The following is a 26,455-nucleotide window of genomic DNA, read 5'->3' on the forward strand; positions in this document are numbered from 1 at the left end:
ATCGACGGGGCACGCCTGCAAAGCCGTGAAAGCTGCCTATTGAGACTTGGTGGTTCTTCACGGCGTGGTGCCTGTTCTCGCTGTCAACTATTAACTATTAACTATTAACTGTTCGCTGCCTCTACATATAGACCTTCAGCTTGTCGCGAATCACGCGTTGTATCGCTTTGATTTCCATGGGTGAGCGTTCCGATAGCCTGGACGGCTGAATCCTGTGCAGATGCAGGCAGGGAAAATCCTTTTTGAAGGCGCGTAAGTCCCCCTTGGTGATGACCGGCAAAAAAGGAATATCACTTGATTCCTTTTTCATCAGGGCCCACAGACCCACTTTCAGTGGCACCGGTTTGATAACCCGTTTGCCATACTTGAGCAGACGTAACGTCAGAAAAAGCCCTTCCTTGCCAAACAAGTCCCCCGGCACGATATACATGCCCGTGGCGTGAACACTGTGATCCCCAATACTGTTAAAGGTATCGTGGTAAGCATAGGGGTTGGGCAGAATCACCAGTGAGCGATCATCATCCGGCGGTATGGAAATATCGTAGTTGGTATAGAGCTGCTCCACAGGTGCACTGTAAACACACAGCGTATCCTGAAACTGTTTGATAAAGTTGACCGCCCGCTGGTGGTTGTCAAAGTCATTCAGTTTCCAGATAAGGTGCTCTGGAATCCCCAAATCGTTCAGCATATTTCACTATATTGAGTAGTTATTAATTATTAGTTAATGAGCAGAATACAGCATAGGTTTAACCCCCGGCCAGTGGTATAGCCCTGTCAAAGTGATCAGAAGTGACCGCCGTCACGATGGTTGAGTAATGGACGGAATGAATGCATAAAAAATTTCCCGTTGATGATGTTGTCGTGCCATTGCGTGACGCTTTGCTGAGTGCGGGGTGCGCGATTCTGGAAGCTCCGCCCGGGGCCGGGAAATCCACGCGTGTACCGCTACGGCTACTGGACCATTTCGGTGCTGATCAGGGTCGTATTCTGATGCTGGAACCACGCCGGGTGGCGGCTCGTTCCGTGGCCACCTTTATGGCCTCTCAGCTGGGAGAGCCGGTAGGGCAAACCGTTGGTTACCGGACCCGCACCGATACCCGGGTTAGTGCTGCCACCCGGTTGGAAGTTGTCACTGAAGGTGTTTTGACCCGCATGGCGTTGAGTGATCCGGAGTTGCAGGGCATCTCACTGGTGATCTTTGATGAGTTCCATGAACGCTCCCTGAATGCGGATCTGGGACTGGCGCTGGTCAGTGAAATCCGTGAAGCATTCCGGCCGGATCTCGGGCTGCTGGTCATGTCCGCCACGCTGGATTGCGGACCGCTGGTGACCCTGCTGAATGCGCCTGTGATTCGCAGTGAAGGGCGCAGTTTTCCAGTCGATGTGATGTATCGGCCGCCTGCCCCTCGTCAGGACTGGCGAGATCATTGCGTGCAGAAAATCTGTTCTGTGGCCGGTGATGCCCAGGTGGTACTGGTGTTTCTGCCCGGCCGTGCGGATATCCGTCGGGTGGCCCGCGGTCTTTCCGAATCGGGACTCAGCTTGCCGATCGCCGAGTTGCATGGGGGGCTGCCGCTGGCGCAGCAACAGCAGGTGCTCGATTCAGCCAGAAACGGCGATGCCCTGATTGTACTAACCACCAATGTGGCGGAAACCAGCCTGACCATTGAGGGGGTCACCCATGTCATTGATAGTGGCCTGGCTAGGGAACCGGTCTATGATCCGGCCCGTCACCGTAGCCGGCTGGTCACGCGTCGAATCAGCGAGGCCAGCGCCCGCCAGCGGAGCGGTCGGGCAGGGCGGTTAGGTCCCGGTTGCTGCGTGCGGCTATGGCCTGAGTCCGAGGTCATGGCCAGCCACCAGAAACCGGAAATAGCGCGAGTGGCGCTGGATCAGCTGGTGCTGGATCTGGCCCGCTGGGGATGCCGGGAGCCGCAGCAGATGCACTGGCTGGAGGCACCGCCATTGCCGGCCTGGCAGAGCGCGGTGGCCAGGCTTCGCGATGGTGGCGCGCTGGATAGGCAAGGCGGGCTGACAGACCATGGTGCAGCCATCGCCAGCCTGGGAGTCGAGCCGGCGCTAGCCATGCTGATACTGGCAGGCAGGGAGCAGGGATTGCCGGTGGCCGCAGCCCGAGTCGCGGCCTTGTTGTCCGAGCGGGACATCCTCAATGGTCAGGGCGTGGATTTGCGTAGTCGCCTGCAAGCACTGGAAAGCCACCCCGACCGCCACAGACTACTTCTGGCTGAAGCTCAGCGACTACTGCCTGGCAGGCCACCCCGCGATAGCAATGACTGGCGGGATTGTCTGGGTGGGTTGCTGGCCCGGGTCTACCCTCGACAGGTGGCCCGCCTGCGCCAGGGGCAGGGCAATCGTTACCAGATGATGGACGGCCCCGGTGTACAACTGCCACCCGGAGATAGTCTGGCTGGAACACAATGGTTGTTGATTCTGGATACGGACGGCCAGCCCCGGGATGTCCGCATCCGACTCGCCATGCCACTGGAAGAGTCGGATCTGCAATCAGTCATGGCGCAGCATGGACAGTGGCATGAGCAGATTGGTTGGGATAGCGAGCGTCAGCGGGTAACTGGCTGGCGTCAGCACAGGCTGGGAGCCATTGTTTTGCAGAACCAGCCCATGGAATCGTTGAGCGCGGAGCAACAGATTCAGGGCTTGTTGGAGGGGTTGCGTGGGGATGGCCTGCGGCTGTTGCCCTGGTCTGAGAGCTGTCGGCAGTGGCAGGCCAGGGTGACAAAACTGGCCGCTGTGGACGAGAGCGCCTGGCCGGATGTGAGTGATGCGGCCTTGCTGGAAAATCTGGAACGCTGGCTGGCACCGTTTCTCGCCGGCATGCGCACGCTGCAGGATTTAAAGCGGGTAGCCGTGCATGACGCTCTCAATCTGTTGTTGACGGAAGATCAGCACAAGCATCTGCAGCGCTGTATGCCAGAGGCTATTGTCATTCCCACCGGGCGGCGGGTGCAACTCGATTACAAGGGGGATACGGTGGTGCTGGCCGTCAAGTTGCAGGAACTGTTCGGGCTCACCCAACTGCCGCTCATTGCTGAGGGCAAGCTGACTATCAGTGCGCATTTGCTGACTCCGGCAGGGCGGCCGGCAGCCATTACCGATAACCTGGAACGATTCTGGCGGGAAAACTACCAGGCGGTGCGCAAGGACTTGCGTGGCCGATACCCCAAACATCCCTGGCCGGAAGATCCGCTAACGGCACTGGCCACAGCGGCCACCAAGAAGCGGATGTCGTCTGACTCTACCTAAAATAAACCAGATCTAACCAGAGAAGCCTTCCAGAGTCACATGTTCGCATGTAGTAAGCCTGCATAAATAACGCTGCGTTTAAACCTCCCATCGATCATGCAGTCCCGTATCCAAGTCAGAAATTGCCGATACCCTGCCAAGCGAATCAATGTATACATATTTCGATAAAATGTTCACATTGGCCGCTTATCACAAATATCTAAAAAAAAGCTGCAATTTTGAGAGGTGCATCATAATATCCATGATTGTAAAATTATGTATCTATAAGAATCCAATGGTTACATTTTGTTGGCGTAGCCAATCAGAGCTTCAGCGCCAATTCTGCACTCCGGGGGTATTCTCTGAATTTTTCATCATCGTTCTCGGCTAGCTTGTTGCTGGCGATATGGCTGCTCGTGCCGAGCTACAGTTTTGCCGACAAGTTGATTGTTGAGCATCAACGTCGAGTTTCGGTTGAAGCTGTGGATGAGCCATTAACAGTTGTTCTGGCCCATATCGGTGAGTCTGCGGGTCTGGAGGTTGTCGTGGATCCGGCTGTCGACAAGGCTGTTTCCGTCTCAGTGAGCAATCGTTTTATCAAGGCTGCTCTGGAAAAAATTGCTCGGGAAAATGACTTAAACATGATTATCGGCTGGCAGAAACAGGTGAGTGGTCCCGCAGAGATCGTCACGGTGAGAGTTCTGGCGAACGGCCAGGTGGCAGAGGCGGGAAGCGCCAATACGAAAAAAGTGGACTGGTACCGCGCGTCAGTACGCCAACACAACAAAGAGAAGTCACTGGTAAAACGAGAAGTAAAGAAGCAGCAGCGTGCCGATAGACGACGAGTCAGGCAGGAGGGCCTCGCTGAGGGTCACATTGAATAAAAATATAAATTTTTTAGATGTTAAAGGGATTCAACCAATGGTAATAGGGGATAGAAAATGAGTAGCTTTAATAAACTAAAAGGAATGGCGGGAGCCTCAGTCGTAGCGGGTGCAGGTCTTATCGGGATGATGGCCTCGTCAGCACGAGCTGGAGTGAAGACGTCATTTACCGGTAGTAACGGTGGTTACCTGACCTTTCATGATGCGGACAAAGATTGGGCACACGGATTTTATTTCAGTGGCTCAAACTCCTCCGTAGTTACGGATTATTACAGCAGTATCTCAGAAGGTGCTATTGGAAAAACAAGCTCATGTACAACATCAGTCACTACTTTCTGGAGTTGCTATTCATATTCCGATGCTTATGACGGAGTGCTTGGCTTGGAGGTGAACTCCAATGGTTTCAGCCCGGTGTTTGCTGAAGTGGTGGTCAGTGATTATCAAATTGATGCCGGCTCCAATGTGGATATTGATACAGACCTTGATGCCAGCGTGAAATGGGCGTTTTTGAAGGATAGCCCGGTAACCCGGGGATTGTTCTCTGTGATGAACAAAAGTGCTGTGGAACAGTCAGTGACCCTTTCTGTTTATGGTAACTGGGGCGCTGATGGTCAGGGGGGCATTATTGATACCAGTAACGGCGACCAAGTTGTCGATAATACTGATACATGGGTAACAATTGCCGATGATTTGGTCAATGGTGATAATAGCGATCCCGTTATTACCACGGGTATTTCAGGGCCTGGTTCTACCGTGACGACTACAGTCGTCGATCTTGATACTAGTAATTACGTGATCGACTACACCTTTGATGTTCCAGCTGGTGCCACTCGCAGTATTGTGGCGTTTCATGAGATGTCGAAAGACATTACTGGCGCTGCAGGAATTGCGAGTCACTATGAGAGCGGTAGCGCCCTGAATCAAGCGAACCTGTTGGCTGGTTTGACTAATTCTGAGCGCTCACGGGTTGTCAATTATGCACTGCCGCAGGCATCAGTTGCGGAAGATACCCGTGCACGCAGTAGTAGCGGGGGAAGTGCGGGTGCCGCCTTTATGGCGTTGATTGCAGGAATGGGAATTGCTCGCCGTCGCACCAAGCGTTAATAGCACCACGAGAAGCCATCCCTGGATGGCTTCTTTTTTACAGCGGGAAGACCATTGAACAACGAATCCTTTTCCTCTTTGAAAGCCTCTATTCTCGCTGCCTTGTCTGCAGACAATCCGCATAAAACGGCCGCGCTAATTAATGAATTTCTTATTGCTTTCCCTGATAGGCCTGAGCCTCTCTATTTTGATGGCCTGAGGGCTCTCCTTGCCGGCGATAATATCAAAGCCAAAGAGAGACTCTCATTGGCGCTGGGTTTCGACCCCGGTAATATTAATGTTCTGCTGAATCTGGCAGTGGCTCATCAGCGAACCGGAGAACTGGGTCTGGCCATTGCCTACTATTGTTCAGCACGTCAAATTGATCCTAAAAACTTGCAGGTTTTGATCAATTTGGGGAGTTGTTATTATCAGGCTGAATCCTATCAGTTGAGCAAAGAAACATTTTATCAAGCACTGAAACTGGATGAAGGTAATGCCGTCTGCCTATCCGGACTGGCGGATATTGACCGGGCACAAGGTAATTGGCGTCGGGCAATACAATTCTATAAAAAAGCTGTTGCGGTTGAACCAAATAACGAGCTGGCCAATAACAATCTGGCGTTAATGTATCTGAACCTTCAGAATCATGAACTTGCGCAGGAAGCAGCCAAAAAAGCCATCGAAAAGAATCCTGACAACATTGATGCGCATGTGGCTCTGGGCCGCTCTTTGATTGCACGAGAGGATTATGAAGCGGCTATGGATGTCTTCGCGGCTGCTTTCGAGCGTAATCAGGACCATGCGGAGCTAATTTCACAGATTGGTAGCAATTTTCTGAATGTTGGTGACCATTCCGAAGCTTCGAGTTGGTTTAACAAGGCGCTTTCCATTGAGGCGGGTCATCCGACTGCTATTATTGGCATGGCGCAGGCTCTAGATAAGCATGATCTACATCGGCAAGGCATTGAATTGCTGAAAGAGCATGAAGAGACATTAAATCGGCGCCCCCATTACTGGTCTACCTTGTCTGATCTTTATTGGAATGAGGGGCAGGCTGATGACGCTCTAGAATGTTTGTATGAGGCAAAAAAACTGGCGCCACAACAAGCGAGTTTATATAGCAAAATCGGAAATATTCTTTCCTCCTCCGGAAATGTAGAGGGTGCAGAAAAAAGTTTTTATAAGGCCTTGGAGGAGCAGGAGCACTGTATTTCGGCTATTAGCGGCCTGGCTACATTGAAAAAATCAGGCCTTGATTCGCACCATGTGGCGACAGCTGAAAGACTTATTCTAGAAAGCTCTATTGCTGATGGCGGCAGGGCATCATTGCACAACGCGCTCTCATATTACTACGCTGGGAAAAAGAACTTTGAAAAAGCTGCTTTCCATATGCAGCAATCAAATGCCTTGCAGTGGAATTCCAAGGTTCGCCAAGGTTGGGAGTACGATACACAGAAGCATATTGAGAATGTCCGGCATCAAAAGAGAGTTTTCAGCAAACAGCAGATTGTCAGTAATATTCAGTTTGGTCATCCTTCAAGAATGCCTGTCTTTATCGTCGGTATGCCACGTTCAGGAACCACATTGACGGAACAGATTCTTGCCAGACACCCGGCTGTTCTTGGGGTGGGCGAGAAGAACTATGCAATTATTGCGTTGCAGGCTTATCAGAACCTTTATGCGAAAAAGTATGGGATCAAACCAAGGGTCGCAAATGACCAGTGTCTGACCGAGCCGGATGGAGAATTGCTCACGCGAGTTGCTGAAGAATATCTGACGACACTACAGGAACAGATTGATAAAGCGAACAAGCCTGATGTGCAGTTTGTAGTGGACAAAATGCCAGACAATTATCTCAATATCGGCTGGTTGAAGTTGCTGTTCCCGAATGCGTGCATTGTCCATGCTCGACGAGATCTTCGTGATGTGGCTATGTCATGTTGGCAAACGCAGTTCGGAATGATTCGTTGGGCTTGTCACATTGATCATCTGGTTGCCAGGTTTGAAGGTTATCTTGAAATCATGAAGCACTGGCGTGATGCGTTTTCTGGAGGTTTTCTCGAAACAGATTATGAGCATCTTGTCGAGGATCAGGAAGCAGGATCAAAACGGTTGATTGAGTATATCGGACTACCTTGGGATGAGAGCTGCTTGCGGTTCTATGAATCTGACAGGTTGGTTAGAACCGCCAGCATTACTCAGGTACGGCAACCGATCTATAGCACATCCGTAGCAAAGTGGGCCCCATATGAGCCGTTTATTCCGAAGTTGATCAATCCTCTTAGCGATCTGATGCTAAGTTATCGCTAATGTCTGCCACTTTGAATGTGGTTATTTGAAGTGTAAAAAAAAGCCCGGCGTATGCCGGGCTTTTTCGGTGAAGCGATCAGTCAATCTTAAACAGATTGAGCAACCGGGATCTTCACGGTATCTGCCACGTCCTGGTACTCCGGCATCTGGTCGAAGTTCAGGTAGCGGTAGATCTCGGAGGACATGGAATCGATGGTGTTCGCGTATTCCATATACTCTTCGGTGGTCGGCAGCTTGCCGAGAATGGACGCCACAGACGCCAGCTCAGCCGATGCCAGGTACACATCCGCACCCTGACCCAGACGGTTCGGGAAGTTACGGGTGGAGGTGGATACCGCGGTGGACTTCGGCGCGATGCGAGCCTGGTTACCCATGCACAGGGAGCAGCCCGGCATCTCGGTGCGCGCACCGGCACTACCGAAGATGTTGTAGTAGCCTTCTTCGGTGAGCTGGTGCTGATCCATCTTGGTCGGCGGAGCGATCCACAGACGGGTCGGCATGGTCCCGCTTTCCACTTTCTGCAGCAGTTTACCGGCTGCACGGAAGTGACCGATGTTGGTCATGCAGGAACCGATGAACACTTCGTCGATCTTGGCGCCAGCCACGTCGGACAGGGTCTTGGCATCATCCGGGTCGTTCGGGCAGCACAGTACCGGCTCGTTGATCTGGTCCATGTCGATTTCGATGACGGTGTGGTACTCGGCATCGGCGTCGGCACGCATCAGGCTCGGGTTTGCCAGCCACTCTTCCATGCCCTGGATACGACGCTCAATGGTGCGGGCATCGCCGTAGCCATTGGAGATCATCCACTTGAGCATGGTGATGTTGGATTTCAGGTACTCGGTCACGCTGTCTTCAGACAGGGTGATGGTACAGCCGGCAGCGGAACGCTCGGCGGATGCATCGGACAGCTCGAATGCCTGCTCGACGGTCAGGTCGTCCAGACCTTCGATTTCCAGTACGCGACCGGAGAACACGTTGACCTTGCCGGCTTTGGCAACGGTCAGGTGGCCATCTTTGATCGCCTGCATGGGGATCGCATGTACCAGGTCACGCAGGGTGATGCCCGGCTGGCGTTTGCCCTTGAAGCGAACCAGAACGGATTCCGGCATGTCCAGCGGCATAACGCCGGTGGCGGCGGCAAAGGCTACCAGGCCAGAGCCCGCGGGGAAGGAGATGCCCATGGGGAAACGGGTATGGGAGTCACCACCGGTACCGACAGTGTCAGGCAGCAGCATGCGGTTCAGCCAGGAGTGGATGATGCCGTCACCCGGACGCAGGGACACACCGCCACGGTTCATGATGAAGTCGGGCAGGGTGTGCTGGGTTTCCACGTCAACCGGCTTGGGGTAAGCGGCGGTGTGACAGAATGACTGCATCACCAGGTCCGCCTGGAAGCCCAGACAAGCCAGGTCTTTCAGCTCGTCACGGGTCATCGGACCAGTGGTGTCCTGGGAACCCACGGTGGTCATCTTCGGCTCGCAGTACATGCCGGGGCGAACGCCGTCCATGCCGCAGGCCTTGCCGACCATTTTCTGGGCCAGGGTGAAGCCCTTGTCGGAATCGCCCGGCTGCTCCGGCTTGCGGAACAACTCGGAAGGTGCCAGCCCCAGGGCTTCGCGAGCCTTGGTGGTCAGGCCGCGACCGATAATCAGGTTGATACGGCCACCAGCGCGGACTTCGTCCAGCAGTACCTGGGAGCGCAGGTCGAATTCGGCGATCACTTCGCCGTCTTTTTCTACCTTGCCTGCGAACGGGTAAACGTCGATCACGTCACCGGTGTTCATTTTCTCTACGTCGCACTCGAAGGGCAGGGCGCCGGAATCTTCCATGGTGTTGAAGAAGATAGGAGCAATCTTGCCGCCGATGCAGACACCGCCTGCACGCTTGTTGGGTACGAACGGGATGTCGTCACCGAAGTGCCACAGTACTGAGTTGGTGGCGGACTTACGGGAAGAACCGGTGCCCACAACGTCGCCCACATAGGCAACCGGGTGACCTTTTTTCTTCAGCTCGTCCATCTGGCTCAGCGGGCCGATCTCACCGTCTTTCTCCGGGTGGATGCCTTCACGGGCATTCTTCAGCATGGCGTTGCCGTGCAGCGGGATATCCGGGCGGCTCCAGGCGTCCTGTGCGGGGGACAGGTCGTCAGTGTTGGTCTCGCCGGTAACCTTGAAGACAGACAGGGTCATCTTTTCGGCAAGGTCCGCGCGATTGGTGAACCACTCACCTTCAGCCCAGGACTCGATGACTTCCTTGGCCTTGGCGTTGCCGGCTTTCATCTTGTCTTCCACATCGTGGAAAGCATCAAATACCAACAGAGTGTGCTTGAGTTCGTCAGCAGCGATTTCTGCCAGTTCGGCATCATCCAGCGCTGAAACCAGCGTGGCCACATTATAGCCACCCTGCATGGTGCCCAGCAGCTGCACGGCACGTTTACGGTCGATCAGGGGAGAGCTGGCTTCACCGTTAACAATCGCGGTCAGGAAGGCGGCCTTCACATAGGCGGCCTGGTCCACGCCCGGCGGCACGCGGTTAACGAACAGGTCCTGGATGAATTCTTCTTCGCCGGCCGGCGGGGCTTTCAGCAGCTCTACCAGGTCGGCAACCTGATGCTCGTTCAGCGGCTTGGGCGGCACACCGTCAACGGCGCGCTCTTCAACATGTTTGCGATAGGCTTCTAGCACAGCGTTTCCCTCTTTCTCGAATTGGCTGATTTCTTTTGGAAATCAGTCTTTTAGGGTGTTACTGGGGGTTGGAATTGCGCGCGGAGTATAGCCGAAATGCCATCAACTGTTAAGCCAAACCGCGGTTGTAGTCATTCACGGGATGAATACTCGTAATCACTGACAGCATGGTATGCGGCAATCAGTAGGGGGCTTTCAGGCCGTCCGGCGGGCGCCGGAAGCGTTTGTAGCTCCACAAGTACTGGTCAGGGGATTCGTCGATAAGATGTTCGATGGAGCGATTCATTGCCGCAAGGGCAGTATCCAGGTCGTCATCAGCGACGGCGGGATCAGCCGGACGGACTCGAATTTCGTAGCCCTGGGTGCCGGGCAGGCGGCGGGCCCAGGCCATGAAAGTGACCGCGCCGGTCTGGCGTACCAGCTTGCAGGCCAGTGTGCCGGTGTAGGCCGGCTGTCCGTAGAAAGGTACATGCCGGCCGCTGCGGCGGTCGGGTACCTGATCAGGAAGAATGGCGGTCAGGGCACCTTTTTTCATGGCGCGCACTAATCCGGCTACACCGCGAGCGGTAGTCGGGTACATGGTGGAGCCAAAATGCTCCCGCCCTTGCCTTACCAGTTGATCGACTTCTGGCAGGCCGGAAGGAGCAAACATGGCGTGCAGCCCGAACTCGGTGGCGAGCCAGAAATTCAGTACTTCCCAGCAACCCAGATGAGGCGCCAGGATCATGATGGGTTTGCCGTCCTCCACCGCTTGCCGCAGAGGGGCATCGCCGTCCACGGCGACTATCCGTGTCAGTCCTTGGTTGGGGCGCCGCCAGAAGAGTGCGATTTCAAAGGTGTTCTTGATGCTCTCCACCAATGATTTGCGGGCGAGCCGGGTGCGTTCTTCCTCAGATAAGGCAGGGTAGCTAATTGCCAGATTGGTCTTGCTGATCGTCAAAGCCTGGGTCGGCAGCCAAGACAGCAACGTGCCGATAAAGGAGGCGAGTGCTCGGTTGACAGCAAAGGGTAACGCGCCCAGCAGTCGCAGTGCGATGATGGCCGCTTGTCCTTTTGCCCGCTGTACGCGTGGATGTGTTTTTCTGCCCATGACGCGACAGTATACGGGCGCGGCGAGTGAGCACCAGCGGTACGGATGAGATTGCGCACAAAAACGCTATAATGCCGGCGCCTGTTTCCTGATCGGCTCCTCTAAGCCAGCGAGATTCCCATGCACGACATTTCCCACATTCGCGATTTTCTTCCCTGTGACACACCGTCGGCCTGGGTCAATTGGGCATTGCAGCATCCTGATATCTTGCTTATCGACCATGCTCATTGTGAAAAGAAAGCGGCCAGCACCGCGTTGAATCTGATGTTTCGTTATGTGGACCGGCCCGAACTACTGGATACGCTGAGCCAGCTGGCGCGAGAGGAGCTGCTGCATTTTGAGCAAGTCATACAGCTGATGCGAGAGCGCGGTGTGACCTACGACCACATGACGCCTGCGCGTTATGCGAAGGGGCTGCGCCAGCATATACGCACTTCGGAACCTGGCCGCTTGGTGGACACCATGATCGTAGGGTCGTTAATCGAGGCGCGGAGTTGTGAGCGTTTCGCCGCGTTGGCGCCGCATGTGGATGCGGAGCTGGGGCGTTATTACCGTTACCTGCTGAAGAGTGAGTCGCGCCATTTTGAGGATTATCTGAAGCTGGCTGAACAATATGCCGGTGGGCCGATCGAGGAGAGGGTGAGTTTTTTCAAGGAAGTGGAGCGTGAATTGGTGGAGTCGCCGGATTCGGAGTTTCGGTTTCATTCCGGTATTCCGCAAGCCTGACAGAATTCCCTGTAGGAGCGGTGCTCTCTGTGCTCTGCGAGTATGAGCCGCGAACCTCGCTTGCGAGGAAATCGCCGATAGGCGATCAGGCATGGTCGCTAGGGACAGATCTGTCAGGTATTTTCCGGCGGATTCGCGCCTCGAGCGGCGCTCCTACAGGAGGTCAGATTTCAAAGCTTTCCAGTCTTAAGCCCTTCTCGCTATCCGCCACAATCTGCCACCCCAGCTTGCCCCAATCACCCAGCACCCAGCGCTTACCCTGGCCGTCGGCCAGTTCAACATCGTGGATATTGGGGCGATGGGTGTGGCCGTGGATCAGGTGTTTGACGCCGGCCTCTTCCATAACCCGAACCACTTCTTCCGGGGTCACGTCCATGATGTTTTCTGCCTTGTTGGCGTTGTTGCCCTGGCTTTGCATGCGCATGCCCTGGGCGATCATGCGGCGCTCTTCCAGCGGCTTTGCCAGCATGCCCTGTTGCCACTGGGGATTACGGGCCATGGTGCGAAACTGCTGGTAGGCGGTATCCAGGGTGCACAGGCTGTCGCCGTGCATCAGCAGGACGGGGGTGCCATACAGATCCACCACGGTGCCTTCTTCCAGCAAGGTGCCGCCACAGGCAGCGGCGAAATCGTCACCGAGCATGAAATCCCGATTGCCATGCATGAAATAGAGCTGGCTGCCGTTGTCACTGAAGCTGCGGAAGGCGCCAATGGCTTCCTGATTGAACGGAGTGTCATCGTCGTCGCCGATCCAGGCTTCAAACAGGTCGCCCAGTACATAGAGGGCATCAGCCTTGCCGGCGTGGGCTTCCAGCAGTTTGCCCAGCGCTTCCAGATGCTCCGGCCGGGCCGGATCCAGGTGCAAGTCTGAAATAAACAGGGTATAGCTCATGGTTACTGTGCGCCTTTTTCTTCTTCGCCGTCTGAATCCAGGCGGTAGGCTCGGGTAATCAAAATGGGCACCTCCGGCACGTCCCGCGCCAGCATGCCGTTGAGGCGCTGGCTGGTGGTGCGTTCACTGGCGATGTTGTCCACCACAGGCATGCCGTCTGTGACCTTGCCGAAAACGGCATAGCCCCAGCCACGGGCATTCTTGCCAGAAAAGTCCAGGTTGTCATTGTCGACCAGATTGACGAAGAACTGGGCCGTGGCAGAGTGCGGGTTGCCGGTGCGGGCCATGGCCAGGGTGCCACGCTCATTGCTCAGGCCGTTGTCCGCTTCATTCTGGATCGGTGAGCGGGTGGCCTTGCGCTGCCCGCTCTGGTCAAAGCCGCCGCCCTGTATCATGAAACCGCGGATTACCCGGTGGAACTGGGTGCCGTCGTAGAAGCCGTCATCCACATACTTGAGGAAGTTGGCGACAGTCTGCGGTGCCTTGTCCTCGTAGAGTTCCACGGTGACCGGGCCGGCAGAGGTTTCCAGCCGAACCTGCGGGTTGGCGAGCAGCAGGGTCGGTAACAGGGCAAGCAGGGCAGTGGCCAGAACGCGCATGGTGTCAGTCCTCGATCAGTTCAGCAGACTCGATGAGTACCGGCTCCACCGGCACATCCTGGTGGAAACCGCTGTTGCCGGTGGCCACATTGCGGATTTTTTCCACCACGTCCATGCCGTCGCTGACCGCGCCGAATACCGCATAGCCCCAGCCGTCCTGGCTGCGTTCCTTGTCCAGGAAGTGGTTGTCGGCCACGTTGATGAAGAACTGGGCGGAAGCGGAATGGGGATCCGGGGTACGCGCCATGGCGATGGTGCCGGCCTTGTTGGACAGGCCATTGCCGGCCTCGTTCTGGATCGTGTCACGGGTGGGCTTCTGCTGCATATCTTCGGTGAAGCCGCCGCCCTGGATCATGAAGTTGCTGATAACACGGTGGAAGATGGTGCCGTCGAAGTGGCCATCCTTGACGTATTGAGCAAAGTTCTCGGTGGTAATCGGCGCCTTCTCTGCGTCCAGCTGCAGGGTGATTTTGCCGTAGGTTGTTGTCAGCACCACTTTCATCAGGTTTTCTCCGCAAGATGGGCCTGGTTAGGGGTTTTTGTTCCCCGGCGGGCCCTGAGTCTTTGACTGTTGGGGGGCGTACAGTACACTAGCGCACCTTCATTTTCACCGTGAGAGCCTGCCCATATTCAGGCTCTCTGCCTTCCGGACTGGCCAAGACCCATGAGCGAAACGAAAGCGCCCAGCAATTTTATCAGACAGATCATCGACCGTGACCTTGCAGAAGGTAAAAACGACGGCCAGGTGGTGACCCGTTTTCCACCGGAACCCAATGGGTACCTGCATATTGGTCATGCCAAGTCTATCTGCCTGAACTTCGGGATTGCCGAAAGCTATAACGGCAGTTGCAATCTGCGCTTCGACGATACCAATCCCGAGAAGGAAGAGGACGAGTACATCCAGTCCATTAAGCAGGATGTGCAGTGGCTGGGCTTTACCTGGAATGGCCAGGAGCGTTTCGCCAGCAATTACTTCGACCAGCTTTATCAGCTGGCGGTGGAACTGATTCATAAAGGGCTGGCCTACGTGGACAGCCTGAGCCCGGAGCAGATCGCCGAGTACCGCGGTAATTTCACCACGCCGGGCAAGCCAAGCCCCTATCGCGAGCGCAGCGTGGAAGAGAATCTGGCCCTGTTCGAGCAGATGCGCAGCGGTGAGCTGGACGAGGGGGCTGCTGTACTGCGTGCCAAAATCGACATGCAGAGCGCCAACCTGAATCTGCGCGATCCGATTCTCTATCGCATCCGCAAGAAAGTGCATCATCAGACCGGTGACAAGTGGGTGATTTATCCCATGTACGACTTCACCCATCCGCTGTCCGATGCCCTCGAGGGGATCACGCACAGCCTCTGTACCCTGGAGTTCGAGGATCACCGGCCGTTTTATGACTGGGTCATCGAGCACACCTCCGTGCCGGCGAGCCCGCGCCAGTATGAGTTTGCCCGCCTTAATCTGAATTACACGGTGACCAGCAAGCGCAAGCTCAAGCAGTTGGTAGATGAAGGGCATGTGGAAGGCTGGAACGATCCGCGTATGCCCACCATCAGCGGTCTGCGTCGTCGTGGCTACACACCGGCTTCACTGCGCACATTCTGTGAGTCTGTGGGCGTCAGCCGGGCGGATTCCGTGGTGGACATGGGGATGCTGGAAGCCGCCATCCGCGATGATCTGAATCAGCATGCCCCCCGCGCCATGTGTGTGCTGAATCCCTTGAAAGTGGTCATCGAAAACTGGGAAGGGGGCAAGGAGGAATCCCTGACCGCCCCGGTGCATCCGCAGAACGAGACCATGGGAACCCGCCAGGTACCCATGACCCGGGAGATTTATATCGACCGGGAGGATTTTCGGGAAGAGGCCAACAAGAAGTTCAAGCGCCTGGTGCTGGGCGATCGGGTGCGTCTGCGCTACGGCTATGTGGTGCGTGCTACCGATGTGGTCCGCGATGACAGCGGCGAGATTGTGGAAGTGCGCTGCAGCTATGATCCGGACACCCTGGGCAAGAACCCGGAAAATGCGGATGACCAGGGCAAACTGCGCGGGGTGATCCACTGGGTCAGTGCCAGCAAGGGTGAGCCCTGTGAGGTGCGTCTCTACGACCGCCTGTTCACCGCTGCGAACCCCAACAAGACAGAAGAAGGGCAGACCTTCCTGTCCCATATCAATCCGGATTCATTGAGCGTGCTGGATGGTTGCTGGGTGGAGCCGGGTCTGCGTGGGGTTCTGGCCGAAACCCGTTACCAGTTCGAGCGTGAGGGTTACTTCTGTGTGGATCAGAGCAGCAGCGCTGACAAGCTGGTGTTCAATCAGACTGTCGGTCTGCGTGAGTCCTGGCCCAAAGACAGTTAGTAATTAACAGTGAAGAGTTAATAGCTGCGCGATGTCGCGTGCGTGGTGTTGACAGAAAGCAAAGAGGCCGCGCCTAAGGTTTGGGTGCGGCTTTTTTGTGGGAATTTACATTTGTGGAACGCGATTATCAGTAGGGCCGGCGCCTGTTGGTGTTGTAGTGGTGGCACCGTTAGAGGCGTTAATTAGGCAGTAGTGGCCACCCAAAAGCCGCGACCATAATGAACGCGGCTTTTGGGTTGGTCGGTTAGCCCAGGGCTTTTTCGCCGGACTGCAGGGTCTGGAAAATCAGGGTGTTGATGGTCATGGGGCCGACGCCGCCGGGTACCGGAGTATAGGCGCTCACTCTATCTACCAGTGGTCCCAGCTCGATGTCGCCACACTTTTCCGGGTGGAAGCCGGCATCGACGACCACGGCGCCATCCTTGATCCAGTCTGCCTTGATGAACTCCGGCTTGCCCACGGCGCCGACAACGATGTCAGCCTGTTTGACCAGGGCTGGCAGATCCCGGGTGCGGCTGTGGCAGATGGTGACTGTGGCATTGGCTTCCAGCAGCATCATGGCCATGGGTTTGCCAAGAATGGCGCTGCGACCCACCACTACGGCATGTTTGCCTTCCAGTTCCACCTGGTAGTGCTCCAGCAAGCGCATGATGCCTTTGGGGGTGGCGCAGCCGTAAGCGTCCTCACCCATGCTCATGCGACCAAACCCGAGGCAGGTGACGCCGTCCACGTCCTTTTCCAGGCTGATGGCGTCGAAACAGGCGCGTTCATCAATCTGGGCGGGCACCGGATGTTGCAGCAGAATGCCGTGCACATCCGGATTGGTGTTGAGTTCGTCAATTTTTGCCAGCAATTGTTCGGTGCTGGTGTCGTCGTCCAGCTCAATGGCGACAGATTCCATGCCGACACGCTGGCAGGCGTTGCCTTTCATCTTTACATAGGTGGCAGATGCCGGGTCGGCACCCACCAGAATGGTGGCAAGAATCGGCGTGCGGTCGTTGGCCTTGGCTTTCAGGGCGTCGACGCGCAGGCGCATCTCCTGTTCGAACTGCTGGGCCAGGGTTTTGCCATCAAGAATCTGGGCGGTCATGTGGGCGGTCTCTCTGAAATTGACTACAATAGGGGGCGGCTTGGCGCGGTTGCGGTAATCGCAGCCTGCCGGGGGTAGCCGTGAACGGCGCGATTCTCGCACGCGCAGGCACAACGCGCAAAAGTTGACTAAAATCTGAACGTTAGACATTTTTTTGCGTCGAACCCCGTTGACGCTCATGGGGGTGCCGAGTATTATGCGCGCCTCGCTTTCGAGCTTAGTCACTGACGCAGCTTTAAAAGACGGGGTGTAGCGCAGCCTGGTAGCGCGCCTGCTTTGGGAGCAGGATGTCGGGGGTTCGAATCCCTCCACCCCGACCAGTTGGCTTGATGGCGGAAATCTGCAAGCGCCTGTAGCTCAACTGGATAGAGCAACGGCCTTCTAAGCCGTAGGTTGCAGGTTCAAGTCCTGCCAGGTGCGCCAGGCAGGAAAGAAAGCAGACAGTTTTATGGTGATTGTAGCTCAGTTGGTAGAGCTCCGGATTGTGATTCCGGCGGTCGTGGGTTCGAGCCCCATCAGTCACCCCATATTAAAAGCCTCCGGGATAGATCCTCGGAGGCTTTTTCGTATGGGCTTCAGGCACTGCTGAACAGTCAGGCTGTAGGCAGCGAAGCCCCCTTTGATTATAATCTTCGCCCTTCATTAGGCCGTCTTCGCGTTATTTCGGCGGCGGGCAGAGATAAAAGTCTTTTTTAAAGAGGATGTTATGCAGGTTTCTGTTCAAACGACTTCAGGTCTTGAGCGCCGTGTAACGGTGGGTGTACCCGCGGAAAAAGTGGATGTGGCAGTAGAAGGCAAGCTGCAGGAAGCCCAGAAAACGATCCGTCTGGACGGTTTCCGCCCGGGTAAAGTGCCCATGCGTGAAGTAAAGCGTCGCTTTGGCGGGGCCGTGCGTAACGAAGTGCTGGCTGACGTAATGCGTGAAGCCTTCATCGAAGCGGTGGAGCAGGAAAAGCTGCAGCCAGCGGGTATGCCGGGCTTTGAAGCCAAGACCAACGAAGCAGGCAAGGACCTGGAATTCGTGGCTACCTTCGAGGTATACCCGGATGTCGAGCTGGCGGCTTTCGATTCCATCGAAGTGGAAAAGCCCAAGGCTGAAGTGTCCGATTCCGATGTGGATACCATGATCGAAACCCTGCGCCAGCAGCGCGCCGAGTTCGCCGATGTGGATCGTGCCGCGGAAACGGGTGACCGCGTCAACATTGATTTCAAAGGTCTGAAAGACGGTGAAGCCTTCGAAGGCGGTAGCGCCGAAGGGCAGAACCTGGAGCTGGGCTCCGGCCAGATGATCCCGGGCTTTGAAGACGGCATCGTTGGCATGAAAGCTGGTGAGGAAAAAGACATCGACGTGACCTTCCCGGAGGACTACCAGTCCGAAGAGCTGAAAGGCCAGTCCGTGGTGTTCCAGATCAAGGTCAACAAGGTTGAAGGCAAGGCGTTGCCGGAAGTGGATGCCGAGTTCATGAAAGCGTTCGGTGTTGACGATGGCGACGAAGCCAAATTCAAGGCAGAAGTGCGCAAGAACATGGAGCGCGAGCTGAAGAATGCGGTAACCGGCAAGGTGAAAGAGCAGGCGATGGATGGCCTGGTCAACCTGCACGAGTTTGACCTGCCGGGCGCCCTGGTTACCCAGGAAATCCAGCGCATGCGTCAACAGATGATGCAGCAGTTTGGTGGCGGTCAGCAGTTTGATGCCTCCATCCTGCCGGATGATCTGTTCAAGGAGCAGGCTGAGCGTTCCGTGCGTCTGGGCCTGGTGGTTCGCGCTATCCTCGACAAGCACGAGATCAAGGCCGATGCCGACAAGGTGAAAGCCCGTGTTGAGGAAATCGCCGAGCAGTACGAGAAGCCGGAAGAGGTGGTGAGCTGGGTTTACAGCAATCCGCAGCAGCTGCAGCAGATTGAAGGTGCGGTACTGGAAGAGCAGGTTGTCGACCTGGTTCTGGATAGTGCCAAGGTGGAAGAGAAAGCCATGTCCTACCAGGACGCGGTGAAGCCACGTGAGCAAGCAGAAGGCTGATTCTTTCCGCTTTTTGACACCAAAACGGGGCCTTCTGGCCCCGTTTTGCGTTATTTATGCACAATTTGCGCAAGTTTTGCGCATTCAGACCCCGCCAAAGCCCACTTTTATAGACGCCCCCCATACACCGTCATAAGATGCGGGAAGCCCTGTTCGTCCAGCCTGCCTTGTTTTCGGCTATGTCAGCCCCCATTGCAGCATTCAGGATGAGGTCGGCTACCAGCCGATACCAATAAATCGCAAGAGCGTCCCCGGACGATCGACGAGAAGGAAAGCGCTACATGATCGACTTGAGCCGTATCAACTCCATGACCCCGGAAATGCAAGAGCTGAGCAAGGATCCCACCAATCTGGGTCTGGTGCCGATGGTGATCGAGCAGACTGCCCGTGGTGAGCGTTCTTTTGATATCTATTCCCGCCTGCTCAAGGAACGGGTGATTTTCATGATCGGCCAGGTGGAAGACCAAATGGCCAACCTGATCGTGGCCCAGATGCTGTTCCTGGAGTCGGAAAACCCGGACAAGGACATTCATCTCTATATCAACAGCCCGGGTGGTTCTGTCACAGCCGGCATGTCCATCTATGACACCATGCAGTTCATCAAGCCGGATGTGTCCACCATGTGCGTGGGCCAGGCTGCCAGTATGGGGGCTTTCCTGCTGGCCGCCGGTGCAGCAGGCAAACGCTATGTGCTGCCCAATGCCCGGGTGATGATCCATCAGCCGCTGGGCGGTTTCCAGGGCCAGGCTTCGGATATCGAGATCCACGCAAGGGAAATCCTCAAGATCAAAGGGCAGCTCAACAGCCTGCTGGCGCATCACACCGGCCAGTCGCTGGAAAGGCTGGAGAAGGATACCGACCGCGACAACTTTCTGGGCGCGGAAGAAGCGCAGGAATATGGCATCGTTGACGCGGTATTGCGTCAGCGTCCGGTGTAATTCGGTAACCTTCGTACAAAAAGTGTCCTAACGGAAGGCCTGAGAGGCCCGGCGGGCTTGAAAAAGCCCCCGTCTCCCTGCATCTTCAAAGAGACGCAAATACTCAAATACACAGGTTTAGAGGCGATTCAATGACCGACTCCACTGGCAAGGGCGACGACGGCAAGCTGCTGTACTGCTCTTTTTGTGGCAAAAGCCAGCATGAGGTCCGCAAGCTGATTGCGGGGCCCTCGGTCTTTATCTGCGACGAATGCGTGGATCTGTGTAATGACATCATCCGCGAGGAAGTGCAGGAAGACACCGGGGACACCGGCGGAGAAGCCCTGCCCAAGCCCAACGAAATCAAGGAAACCCTTGATGAGTACGTGATTGGCCAGGAGCGAGCCAAACGAGTCCTCGCCGTGGCGGTATACAACCATTACAAGCGCCTGCGCAGCAGTAGCAAGGGCCGTGATGAGGTGGAACTCGGCAAGAGTAATATTTTGCTTATCGGTCCCACCGGTAGTGGTAAAACGCTGTTGGCCGAGACCTTGGCGCGGTTGCTCAATGTGCCTTTCACCATCGCGGATGCCACCACCCTCACCGAAGCCGGTTACGTGGGTGAGGATGTGGAAAACATCATTCAGAAACTGTTGCAGAAGTGCGACTATGATGTGGACAAGGCCCAGCGCGGTATTGTCTATATCGATGAAATCGACAAGATCTCCCGCAAGTCTGACAACCCCTCCATCACCCGTGATGTGAGCGGGGAGGGCGTGCAGCAGGCCCTGCTCAAGCTGATTGAAGGTACCGTGGCCTCTGTGCCTCCCCAGGGCGGGCGCAAGCATCCCCAGCAGGAGTTCCTGCAGGTGGACACCTCCAACATGCTGTTTATTTGTGGTGGTGCCTTTGCCGGCCTGGACAAGGTGATTCGCGAGCGCTCCGAGAAAGGTGGTATCGGCTTCTCTGCAGAAGTGAAGAGCAAGGATGATGCCCGTAACCTGGGTGAATTGCTGGTAGATGTGGAACCGGAAGATCTGGTCAAGTATGGCCTGATTCCCGAGTTTATCGGCCGTCTGCCGGTGATCGCGACCCTTGAAGAGCTCAGTGAAGAGGCGCTGGTTCAGATTCTCACTGAACCACGCAATGCCCTGACCAAACAGTACGCCCGCCTGTTCGAGATGGAAGGCGTGGAGCTGGATTTCCGCGATGATGCCCTTCGCGCCGTGGCCCACAAGGCCATGGAAAGAAAGACAGGGGCCCGGGGTCTGCGCTCCATTCTGGAAAGTGTGCTGCTCGATACCATGTACCAGGTTCCTTCCATGGACTCTGTTGCCAAGGTGGTTATCGACAGTCCCACCATCAAGGGCGAATCCGATCCGTTGTTGATTTACGAGAACAACGAGCAGTCTTCCAAGGTGGCACCGGATTAAGGTGCCACCACGGCAATAGAGGCAATACGTGCTGAAAGATATCCCGCTTTTACCACTGCGTGACGTAGTGGTGTATCCCCATATGGTGATCCCGCTGTTTGTTGGCCGGGAAAAGTCCATTGCTGCGCTTGAAACCGCCATGGCGGACGACAAACAGATCATGCTGGTTGCCCAGCGCAATGCCTCTGACGATGACCCGGGTGCGGATGACATTTACCGGGTCGGTACCGTCTCAACCATCCTTCAGCTGCTCAAACTGCCCGACGGCACCGTCAAGGTGCTGGTTGAAGGCGGTCAGCGTGCCCACGTGGTCAAGGCCGAGTTCGGCGACCAGGGTGGTATCGCTGATGTGCGTGAACTGGAAGAGGGGCTGCCGGACGAGGGTGAGCAGGAGGCACTGTCCCGCTCACTGCAGTCCCAGTTCGAGGATTACGTCAAACTTTCCAAGAAAGTGGCGCCGGAAGTCACCGGCTCTGTTTCCTCTATTGATGAAGTCAGCCGTCTGGCCGACACCATTGCCGCCCACCTGCAGTTGAAACTGGAAGAAAAGCAGGACGTGCTGGAAATGGTGGATGTGCGTGAACGGGTCGAACACCTGATCGCGCTGATGGAATCCGACATTGATGTGCTCAAGGTAGAAAAACGCATTCGTGGGCGCGTCAAGAAACAGATGGAGAAAAGCCAGCGCGAGTACTACCTGAACGAACAGATGAAAGCCATCCAGAAAGAACTGGGTGATCTGGACGACAGTGGTAACGACCTGGAAGACCTGGAAAAGAAAATTGAAAGCGTGGGCATGCCCAAGGAAGCCCTCGAGAAATCCATGAACGAGCTGAACAAGCTCAAGATGATGTCGCCCATGTCTGCGGAAGCCACGGTAGTGCGTAGCTATCTGGACTGGATGACATCGGTGCCGTGGAAGAAGCGCAGCCGGGTACGTCACGATCTGGCCCATGCCAAAAAAGTGCTGGATGAGGATCATTACGGTCTGGAAGAAGTGAAGGACCGGATTCTGGAGTTCCTGGCGGTACAGAGCCGTGTGGGCAAGGTAAAGGGGCCGGTGTTGTGCTTGGTGGGCCCGCCAGGCGTGGGTAAAACCTCCCTGGGACAATCCATTGCCCATGCCACCAACCGCAAGTTTGTCCGCATGGCGCTGGGTGGTGTGAGAGATGAAGCCGAAATTCGTGGTCACCGTCGCACCTATATCGGCTCGTTGCCGGGCAAGGTAGTGCAGAAGCTGTCCAAGGTCGGTGTCAGGAACCCGCTGTTCCTGTTCGATGAAGTGGACAAGATGGGCATGGATAACCGTGGTGATCCGGCCTCTGCGCTACTGGAAGTGCTCGATCCGGAACAGAACGATACCTTCAGCGATCACTATCTGGAGGTGGATTACAATCTGTCGGAAACCCTGTTTGTCTGCACCTCCAACTCCATGAATATTCCGGCACCCTTGCTGGACCGCATGGAAGTGATTCGCCTGCCCGGTTATACCGAAGACGAAAAGGTCAACATTGCTCTCCAGTATCTGGTTCCCAAGCAGATCAAGAATAACGGTCTGAAAAAGGACGAAGTGGTTTTCGACGAAACCGTGCTACGTTACGTGGTCCGTCATTACACCCGTGAAGCCGGGGTTCGTGGACTGGAGCGTGAAGTCAGCAAGATTTGTCGCAAGGTAGTCAAGGAACACCTGCTGGCTGGAGTGAGTACCAGTGTCGCGCTCACCGAGGAGCTGGTGGAACAATACCTGGGTGTGCGCAAGTTCAGCTTTGGCCGTGCGGAAGAAAAGGATCAGGTAGGGCAGGTTACCGGACTGGCGTGGACCTCTGTAGGTGGCGAGCTGCTGACTATCGAAAGTGTTTCCACTCCGGGCAAAGGCCGCGTAATCTCTACCGGCTCCTTGGGCGATGTGATGCAGGAATCCATTCAGGCGGCCTGGACGGTTGTGAAAAGCCGTGCTGGCACTCTTGGTATCCGTCGCCGCACCCTGGACCGTAACGATTTGCACATGCATGTGCCGGAAGGTGCTACGCCGAAGGACGGCCCCAGTGCGGGTGTCGGCATGTGTACTGCCATGGTGTCCGTGCTCACAGGTATACCGGTGCGTGCAGACGTGGCCATGACTGGTGAAATTACCCTGCGTGGCCAGGTTCTGCCCATTGGTGGCTTGAAAGAGAAATTATTGGCTGCTCATCGTGGTGGCATCAAGACGGTATTGATACCGGAAGAAAACGAGCGGGATCTCAAGGAGATTCCGGACAATATCAAGTCGTCCCTGGATATCCGTCCTGTTAAATGGATTGACCAGGTGCTTGATGTGGCGCTGACTCATCAACCCAGCCCGCTGAGCGAAGCGGAACTGGAAGAGGATTTGGCGCTCGCAGAAGAGAAAAACCAGGAAGGTGAAAAGCGGCCCAGTACACATTAATGAGCCGGAATTGAAGCTTTTTAAATTATTGATCTATATGGTTTTTCATTTTTTTTAACTTGGGTGCGATGATACCTTTCCTTTCTTGACGCTCCTTATACCCGTTGGTATAAAGGCTGCTTGCTCAGGAGGAGAGTACATCACGCCTCGACCATAAAACCGGGAAAAACAGAAAGGGGAACTTTGTGAATAAGTCAGAGTTGATTGATGCGATTGCCGCTAGCGCGGATATTTCCAAAGCCGACGCAGGTCGTGCACTGGATGCTACTTTGGAAGCGGTTACTGGCGCCCTGAAAAAAGGCGACAGCGTTTCTCTGGTAGGTTTTGGTACTTTTGCTGTGAAAGAGCGCGCTGCTCGCGAAGGCCGCAACCCGCAAACTGGCCAGACTATTCAGATCGCCGCTGCCAAAGTACCGGGCTTCAAAGCTGGTAAGGCACTGAAAGACGCGGTGAACTAAACTGTTTGCTGGAGCGGTAGTTCAGCTGGTTAGAATACCGGCCTGTCACGCCGGGGGTCGCGGGTTCGAGTCCCGTCCGCTCCGCCAGTTTGAGGAAGCGCAGCCGTAAGCGGGTGCGCTTTTTTCCGTTTAGGGGAACCTGTGGTAAAAATTGCGGTTCTCACATAACAAGATCGAATTCGAAAGTTTTCACCTGAAGCCATGCTTAAGTCACGGCTCCAGGTTTTAATAAGAGTCCCTACGGAGTATTTTCATGCAGGAGTTCAGACGGTTTGTCCGCGGTCCCGTGGGCAAGGTCCTGCTTGCCGCGATTATCCTTCCTTTTGTGATTTCCGGTTTCTACGGCTATTTCACCGGTGGTGGAAGCGGAGATGTGGTTGCCGAAGTGGAAGGCAACAAAATCACCCGCAGTGTGGTGAATCAGCGTGTGGAGCGTGTTCGTGACATGCTGCGCCAGCAGAGTCCGAATATGGACCCGTCCATGCTGGATTCCTTTGTTCGCCCCGAAATGGTGCTGGAAGGACTGGTTAACGAACAGCTGATTCTTGCAGCAGCGGATAACGCCAAGCTGGCATTCAGCGAAAAGCAGGCCGCCCGCGATATTTATCAGGTCCCCCTTTTCCAGGAGAATGGCAGGTTTTCCGAGATTCGTTTCGAGCGGGAACTGCGTAGCCGTGGCTTGACGCCACAGGGTTATATTCAGGGCCTGCGTCAGGACATGCTGAAAGAACAGTATCGCTCCGGCTTCATGGCAACGAATTTTGCATTGCCAACGGAACTGCAAGAGCAGCGCCGACTGGGTGAGCAGGTTCGTGATATTCGTTATGTGACGCTGGACCTGAACGCGCTACGCAGTGATTTTTCCGTCAGCGATGAAGACATCAAGGCTTACTACGATCAAAACCAGGCAGAGTTCATGCGTCCGGAAGAATTCCGGGTTGCCTATGTGAAGCTGTCAGCGCAGGACTACACCGATCAGGTATCCGTGAGTGAGGAAGACGTGGCGGCGGAGTACGAAGTCCGCCGCTCTATCATGGAAGAATCAGGTGCGAGCACCGCTCGCAAAGTGGCCCATATTCTTGTCGAGATCAATGGCGACAGAGATCTTGAGCAGGCTCAGACCCGTGCGACTGAAGCCGCACAGGCAATTGCCGCCGGTGGCTCCTTTGCTGAAGTGGCCGCTCAGTACTCCGACGATCCAGGCTCTGCCGACGCCGGTGGCGATCTTGGTGTGGTATCCAAGGGGGCGCTACCTGAAGAAATGGAAGAGGCTATCGCCAGTCTGGAGCCGGGCATGGTTTCCGATCCGGTGGTGACCGATGCCGGCGTGCATCTGATCAAGGTATCTGATGTTGTCCGTGAGCAGGATTTGCCCACACTTGAGGAACTGGCCGAGCAGATTCGTGCAGATCTCAAACAGGGCCGCGCGGAAACTCTGCTGAATGAAGATGTGGCACGTCTGGAAGAGCTTCTGTACGAACACAGCGACATGACCGTTCCCGCCGAGCAGGTTGGCATCGAAGTCGTAAGCACCGACTGGGTTTCCCTGTCGTCGCTGCCTGAGCCACTGTCTGCTCGTCAGGTGCAGCAAGCTCTCAACAGTGACCAGGTTCGTAAGGATCGCCACAACAGTGATCTGATCGAGACTGCCCCTGGTGAGTACCTGGCTGTCAGTATCCTCGACGACAAACCGGCGGAGCCGCTGCCGCTGGAAGATGTCTCCTTCGCAATTCGCGAGCGCCTCAAGGGCGAGCGAGCTGCTGACAGGGTGCAGGAATTGTCTGCACAGGCAGAAGAGAAATTGCAGCAGGGCGCGAGCCTGGATGAGATCGCCGCCTTGTTCGAGACCGGGATTGAAGAGCAGGAAGGCCTTCAACGTGGTGGGGCCGAGCCCTCCATGGAAGTTGTCAACGGCGCCTTTGCGCTGCCGAAGACTGTGGAAGGGGAAAGTTCGGCTATAGAGCTGACTCGCGCGGGTGACGGTTCTCTGGTGGCTTACCAGGTGACCCGGGTGGAAGACGGTAATGCCGAACCGCTGTCGGACGCCCAGCAACAGGCCGCGCTGCTTGAGCTTGGAAATATCGAAGGGCAACGTAACTTCCGTCAGGTGGTTGCATTGTTGCGCGATGAAGGTGATGTGGACCTTAATCTGCAGCGACTGAGTAGCAGTTCTGCCGATCAGTAATCGAGCGGTAGAAACAAAAAAAGCTCACCAGCGATGGTGAGCTTT

General features: G+C 55.6%; 19 protein-coding genes and 4 tRNA genes. 16 read left to right on the plus strand and 7 right to left on the minus strand.

From position 1 onward, the window contains the following. Window positions 1-121 precede the first annotated feature (121 nt). Window positions 122-688, minus strand: coding sequence for a hypothetical protein (locus tag B3Q33_RS06660; protein WP_272961893.1), 567 nt, complete (start codon window positions 686-688; stop codon window positions 122-124). Window positions 689-828: 140 nt separating this feature from the next. Between B3Q33_RS06660 and hrpB the strand changes: the two genes are divergently transcribed. The 4 genes from hrpB (at window position 829) to B3Q33_RS06680 (ending at window position 7,541) form a co-directional block, all read left to right on the plus strand. Then, window positions 829-3,282: an ATP-dependent helicase HrpB gene (hrpB, locus tag B3Q33_RS06665; protein WP_272961892.1), complete on the plus strand. Its 2,454-nt coding sequence runs from the start codon at window positions 829-831 to the stop codon at window positions 3,280-3,282. A 374-nt stretch (window positions 3,283-3,656) separates the two neighbouring features. Then, window positions 3,657-4,145: a hypothetical protein gene (locus B3Q33_RS06670; protein WP_272961891.1), complete on the plus strand. Its 489-nt coding sequence runs from the start codon at window positions 3,657-3,659 to the stop codon at window positions 4,143-4,145. A gap of 57 nt (window positions 4,146-4,202) precedes the next feature. Further along, window positions 4,203-5,249, plus strand: a complete 1,047-nt coding sequence (locus B3Q33_RS06675) for a hypothetical protein (protein ID WP_272961890.1) — start codon at window positions 4,203-4,205, stop codon at window positions 5,247-5,249. Between the two features lie 54 nt (window positions 5,250-5,303). Next, window positions 5,304-7,541 carry a tetratricopeptide repeat-containing sulfotransferase family protein gene (locus B3Q33_RS06680; protein WP_272961889.1) on the plus strand — a complete coding sequence of 746 codons (2,238 nt, stop codon included), beginning with the start codon at window positions 5,304-5,306 and terminating at the stop codon, window positions 7,539-7,541. Window positions 7,542-7,627: 86 nt separating this feature from the next. Here the strand turns inward: B3Q33_RS06680 and acnB are convergent, their stop codons facing one another. Both acnB and B3Q33_RS06690 read right to left on the minus strand, forming a co-directional pair. After that, window positions 7,628-10,228 carry a bifunctional aconitate hydratase 2/2-methylisocitrate dehydratase gene (acnB, locus tag B3Q33_RS06685; RefSeq protein ID WP_035244172.1) on the minus strand — a complete coding sequence of 867 codons (2,601 nt, stop codon included), beginning with the start codon at window positions 10,226-10,228 and terminating at the stop codon, window positions 7,628-7,630. 181 nt (window positions 10,229-10,409) lie between these two features. Then, entirely contained in the window at window positions 10,410-11,318 is a 909-nt protein-coding gene (locus B3Q33_RS06690; protein ID WP_272961888.1) for a lysophospholipid acyltransferase family protein, read from the minus strand. Between the two features lie 120 nt (window positions 11,319-11,438). Here B3Q33_RS06690 and B3Q33_RS06695 point away from each other — a divergent pair, with 120 nt between their 5' ends. After that, on the plus strand, window positions 11,439-12,044 hold the full coding sequence (locus B3Q33_RS06695; protein ID WP_272961887.1) for a tRNA-(ms[2]io[6]A)-hydroxylase: 606 nt from the start codon (window positions 11,439-11,441) through the stop codon (window positions 12,042-12,044). Between the two features lie 163 nt (window positions 12,045-12,207). On the opposite strand, the gene B3Q33_RS06700 is transcribed toward B3Q33_RS06695, so the two are convergent. Genes B3Q33_RS06700 through B3Q33_RS06710 form a run of 3 tightly spaced genes read right to left on the minus strand, consistent with a single transcriptional unit; the run spans window position 12,208 to window position 14,037 of the window. Beyond that, window positions 12,208-12,936, minus strand: a complete 729-nt coding sequence (locus B3Q33_RS06700) for a UDP-2,3-diacylglucosamine diphosphatase (protein ID WP_272961886.1) — start codon at window positions 12,934-12,936, stop codon at window positions 12,208-12,210. Window positions 12,937-12,938: 2 nt separating this feature from the next. Further along, entirely contained in the window at window positions 12,939-13,535 is a 597-nt protein-coding gene (locus B3Q33_RS06705; protein ID WP_272961885.1) for a peptidylprolyl isomerase, read from the minus strand. A gap of 4 nt (window positions 13,536-13,539) precedes the next feature. Beyond that, window positions 13,540-14,037, minus strand: coding sequence for a peptidylprolyl isomerase (locus B3Q33_RS06710; RefSeq protein WP_272961884.1), 498 nt, complete (start codon window positions 14,035-14,037; stop codon window positions 13,540-13,542). A 162-nt stretch (window positions 14,038-14,199) separates the two neighbouring features. On the opposite strand from B3Q33_RS06710, the gene B3Q33_RS06715 reads away from it, so the two are divergent. Continuing rightward, entirely contained in the window at window positions 14,200-15,882 is a 1,683-nt protein-coding gene (locus tag B3Q33_RS06715; protein ID WP_272961883.1) for a glutamine--tRNA ligase/YqeY domain fusion protein, read from the plus strand. Between the two features lie 244 nt (window positions 15,883-16,126). Here the strand turns inward: B3Q33_RS06715 and folD are convergent, their stop codons facing one another. Then, on the minus strand, window positions 16,127-16,972 hold the full coding sequence (folD, locus tag B3Q33_RS06720; protein ID WP_272974631.1) for a bifunctional methylenetetrahydrofolate dehydrogenase/methenyltetrahydrofolate cyclohydrolase FolD: 846 nt from the start codon (window positions 16,970-16,972) through the stop codon (window positions 16,127-16,129). Between the two features lie 243 nt (window positions 16,973-17,215). On the opposite strand from folD, the gene B3Q33_RS06725 reads away from it, so the two are divergent. The 10 genes from B3Q33_RS06725 to B3Q33_RS06770 all read left to right on the plus strand — a co-directional run bounded on the left by B3Q33_RS06725 (window position 17,216) and on the right by B3Q33_RS06770 (window position 26,410). After that, window positions 17,216-17,292 (plus strand) — tRNA-Pro (locus B3Q33_RS06725). 26 nt (window positions 17,293-17,318) lie between these two features. Continuing rightward, window positions 17,319-17,395: transfer RNA gene (locus B3Q33_RS06730), tRNA-Arg, on the plus strand. 28 nt (window positions 17,396-17,423) lie between these two features. Then, window positions 17,424-17,499 (plus strand) — tRNA-His (locus B3Q33_RS06735). A 179-nt stretch (window positions 17,500-17,678) separates the two neighbouring features. Continuing rightward, complete coding sequence (gene tig, locus B3Q33_RS06740; RefSeq protein ID WP_286827294.1) at window positions 17,679-18,992, plus strand: trigger factor; 1,314 nt, start codon at window positions 17,679-17,681, stop codon at window positions 18,990-18,992. Window positions 18,993-19,312: 320 nt separating this feature from the next. Continuing rightward, entirely contained in the window at window positions 19,313-19,930 is a 618-nt protein-coding gene (gene clpP, locus B3Q33_RS06745; RefSeq protein WP_035244764.1) for an ATP-dependent Clp endopeptidase proteolytic subunit ClpP, read from the plus strand. A gap of 131 nt (window positions 19,931-20,061) precedes the next feature. Beyond that, on the plus strand, window positions 20,062-21,342 hold the full coding sequence (gene clpX, locus B3Q33_RS06750) for an ATP-dependent Clp protease ATP-binding subunit ClpX (RefSeq protein WP_035244193.1): 1,281 nt from the start codon (window positions 20,062-20,064) through the stop codon (window positions 21,340-21,342). Between the two features lie 28 nt (window positions 21,343-21,370). After that, window positions 21,371-23,767, plus strand: a complete 2,397-nt coding sequence (gene lon, locus B3Q33_RS06755) for an endopeptidase La (RefSeq protein ID WP_272974632.1) — start codon at window positions 21,371-21,373, stop codon at window positions 23,765-23,767. 185 nt (window positions 23,768-23,952) lie between these two features. Then, window positions 23,953-24,225 (plus strand): HU family DNA-binding protein, encoded by a 273-nt coding sequence (locus B3Q33_RS06760; RefSeq protein WP_035244197.1) that lies wholly within the window; start codon window positions 23,953-23,955, stop codon window positions 24,223-24,225. Between the two features lie 10 nt (window positions 24,226-24,235). Then, window positions 24,236-24,312: transfer RNA gene (locus B3Q33_RS06765), tRNA-Asp, on the plus strand. A gap of 166 nt (window positions 24,313-24,478) precedes the next feature. Further along, a complete protein-coding gene (locus tag B3Q33_RS06770) occupies window positions 24,479-26,410 on the plus strand; it encodes a SurA N-terminal domain-containing protein (protein ID WP_272974633.1) in 1,932 nt (643 codons plus the stop codon). Window positions 26,411-26,455 lie beyond the last annotated feature (45 nt).

Origin of the sequence: Alcanivorax sp. UBA3183 (genome assembly GCF_002364155.1) — a bacterium.
Lineage (GTDB): Bacteria > Pseudomonadota > Gammaproteobacteria > Pseudomonadales > Alcanivoracaceae > Alcanivorax > Alcanivorax jadensis.

Coding starts and splice junctions, on each gene's coding strand:
- hrpB (WP_272961892.1), top strand. CDS start 829: ATGCATAAAAAATTTCCCGTTGATGATGTTGTCGTGCCATTGCGTGAC.
- B3Q33_RS06695 (WP_272961887.1), top strand. CDS start 11,439: ATGCACGACATTTCCCACATTCGCGATTTTCTTCCCTGTGACACACCG.
- tig (WP_286827294.1), top strand. CDS start 17,679: ATGCAGGTTTCTGTTCAAACGACTTCAGGTCTTGAGCGCCGTGTAACG.
- clpP (WP_035244764.1), top strand. CDS start 19,313: ATGCAAGAGCTGAGCAAGGATCCCACCAATCTGGGTCTGGTGCCGATG.
- B3Q33_RS06660 (WP_272961893.1), bottom strand. CDS start 688: ATGCTGAACGATTTGGGGATTCCAGAGCACCTTATCTGGAAACTGAAT.
- B3Q33_RS06690 (WP_272961888.1), bottom strand. CDS start 11,318: ATGGGCAGAAAAACACATCCACGCGTACAGCGGGCAAAAGGACAAGCG.
- folD (WP_272974631.1), bottom strand. CDS start 16,972: ATGACCGCCCAGATTCTTGATGGCAAAACCCTGGCCCAGCAGTTCGAA.
- B3Q33_RS06675 (WP_272961890.1), top strand. CDS start 4,203: ATGAGTAGCTTTAATAAACTAAAAGGAATGGCGGGAGCCTCAGTCGTA.
- clpX (WP_035244193.1), top strand. CDS start 20,062: ATGACCGACTCCACTGGCAAGGGCGACGACGGCAAGCTGCTGTACTGC.
- B3Q33_RS06710 (WP_272961884.1), bottom strand. CDS start 14,037: ATGAAAGTGGTGCTGACAACAACCTACGGCAAAATCACCCTGCAGCTG.
- B3Q33_RS06700 (WP_272961886.1), bottom strand. CDS start 12,936: ATGAGCTATACCCTGTTTATTTCAGACTTGCACCTGGATCCGGCCCGG.
- B3Q33_RS06705 (WP_272961885.1), bottom strand. CDS start 13,535: ATGCGCGTTCTGGCCACTGCCCTGCTTGCCCTGTTACCGACCCTGCTG.
- B3Q33_RS06770 (WP_272974633.1), top strand. CDS start 24,479: ATGCAGGAGTTCAGACGGTTTGTCCGCGGTCCCGTGGGCAAGGTCCTG.
- B3Q33_RS06715 (WP_272961883.1), top strand. CDS start 14,200: ATGAGCGAAACGAAAGCGCCCAGCAATTTTATCAGACAGATCATCGAC.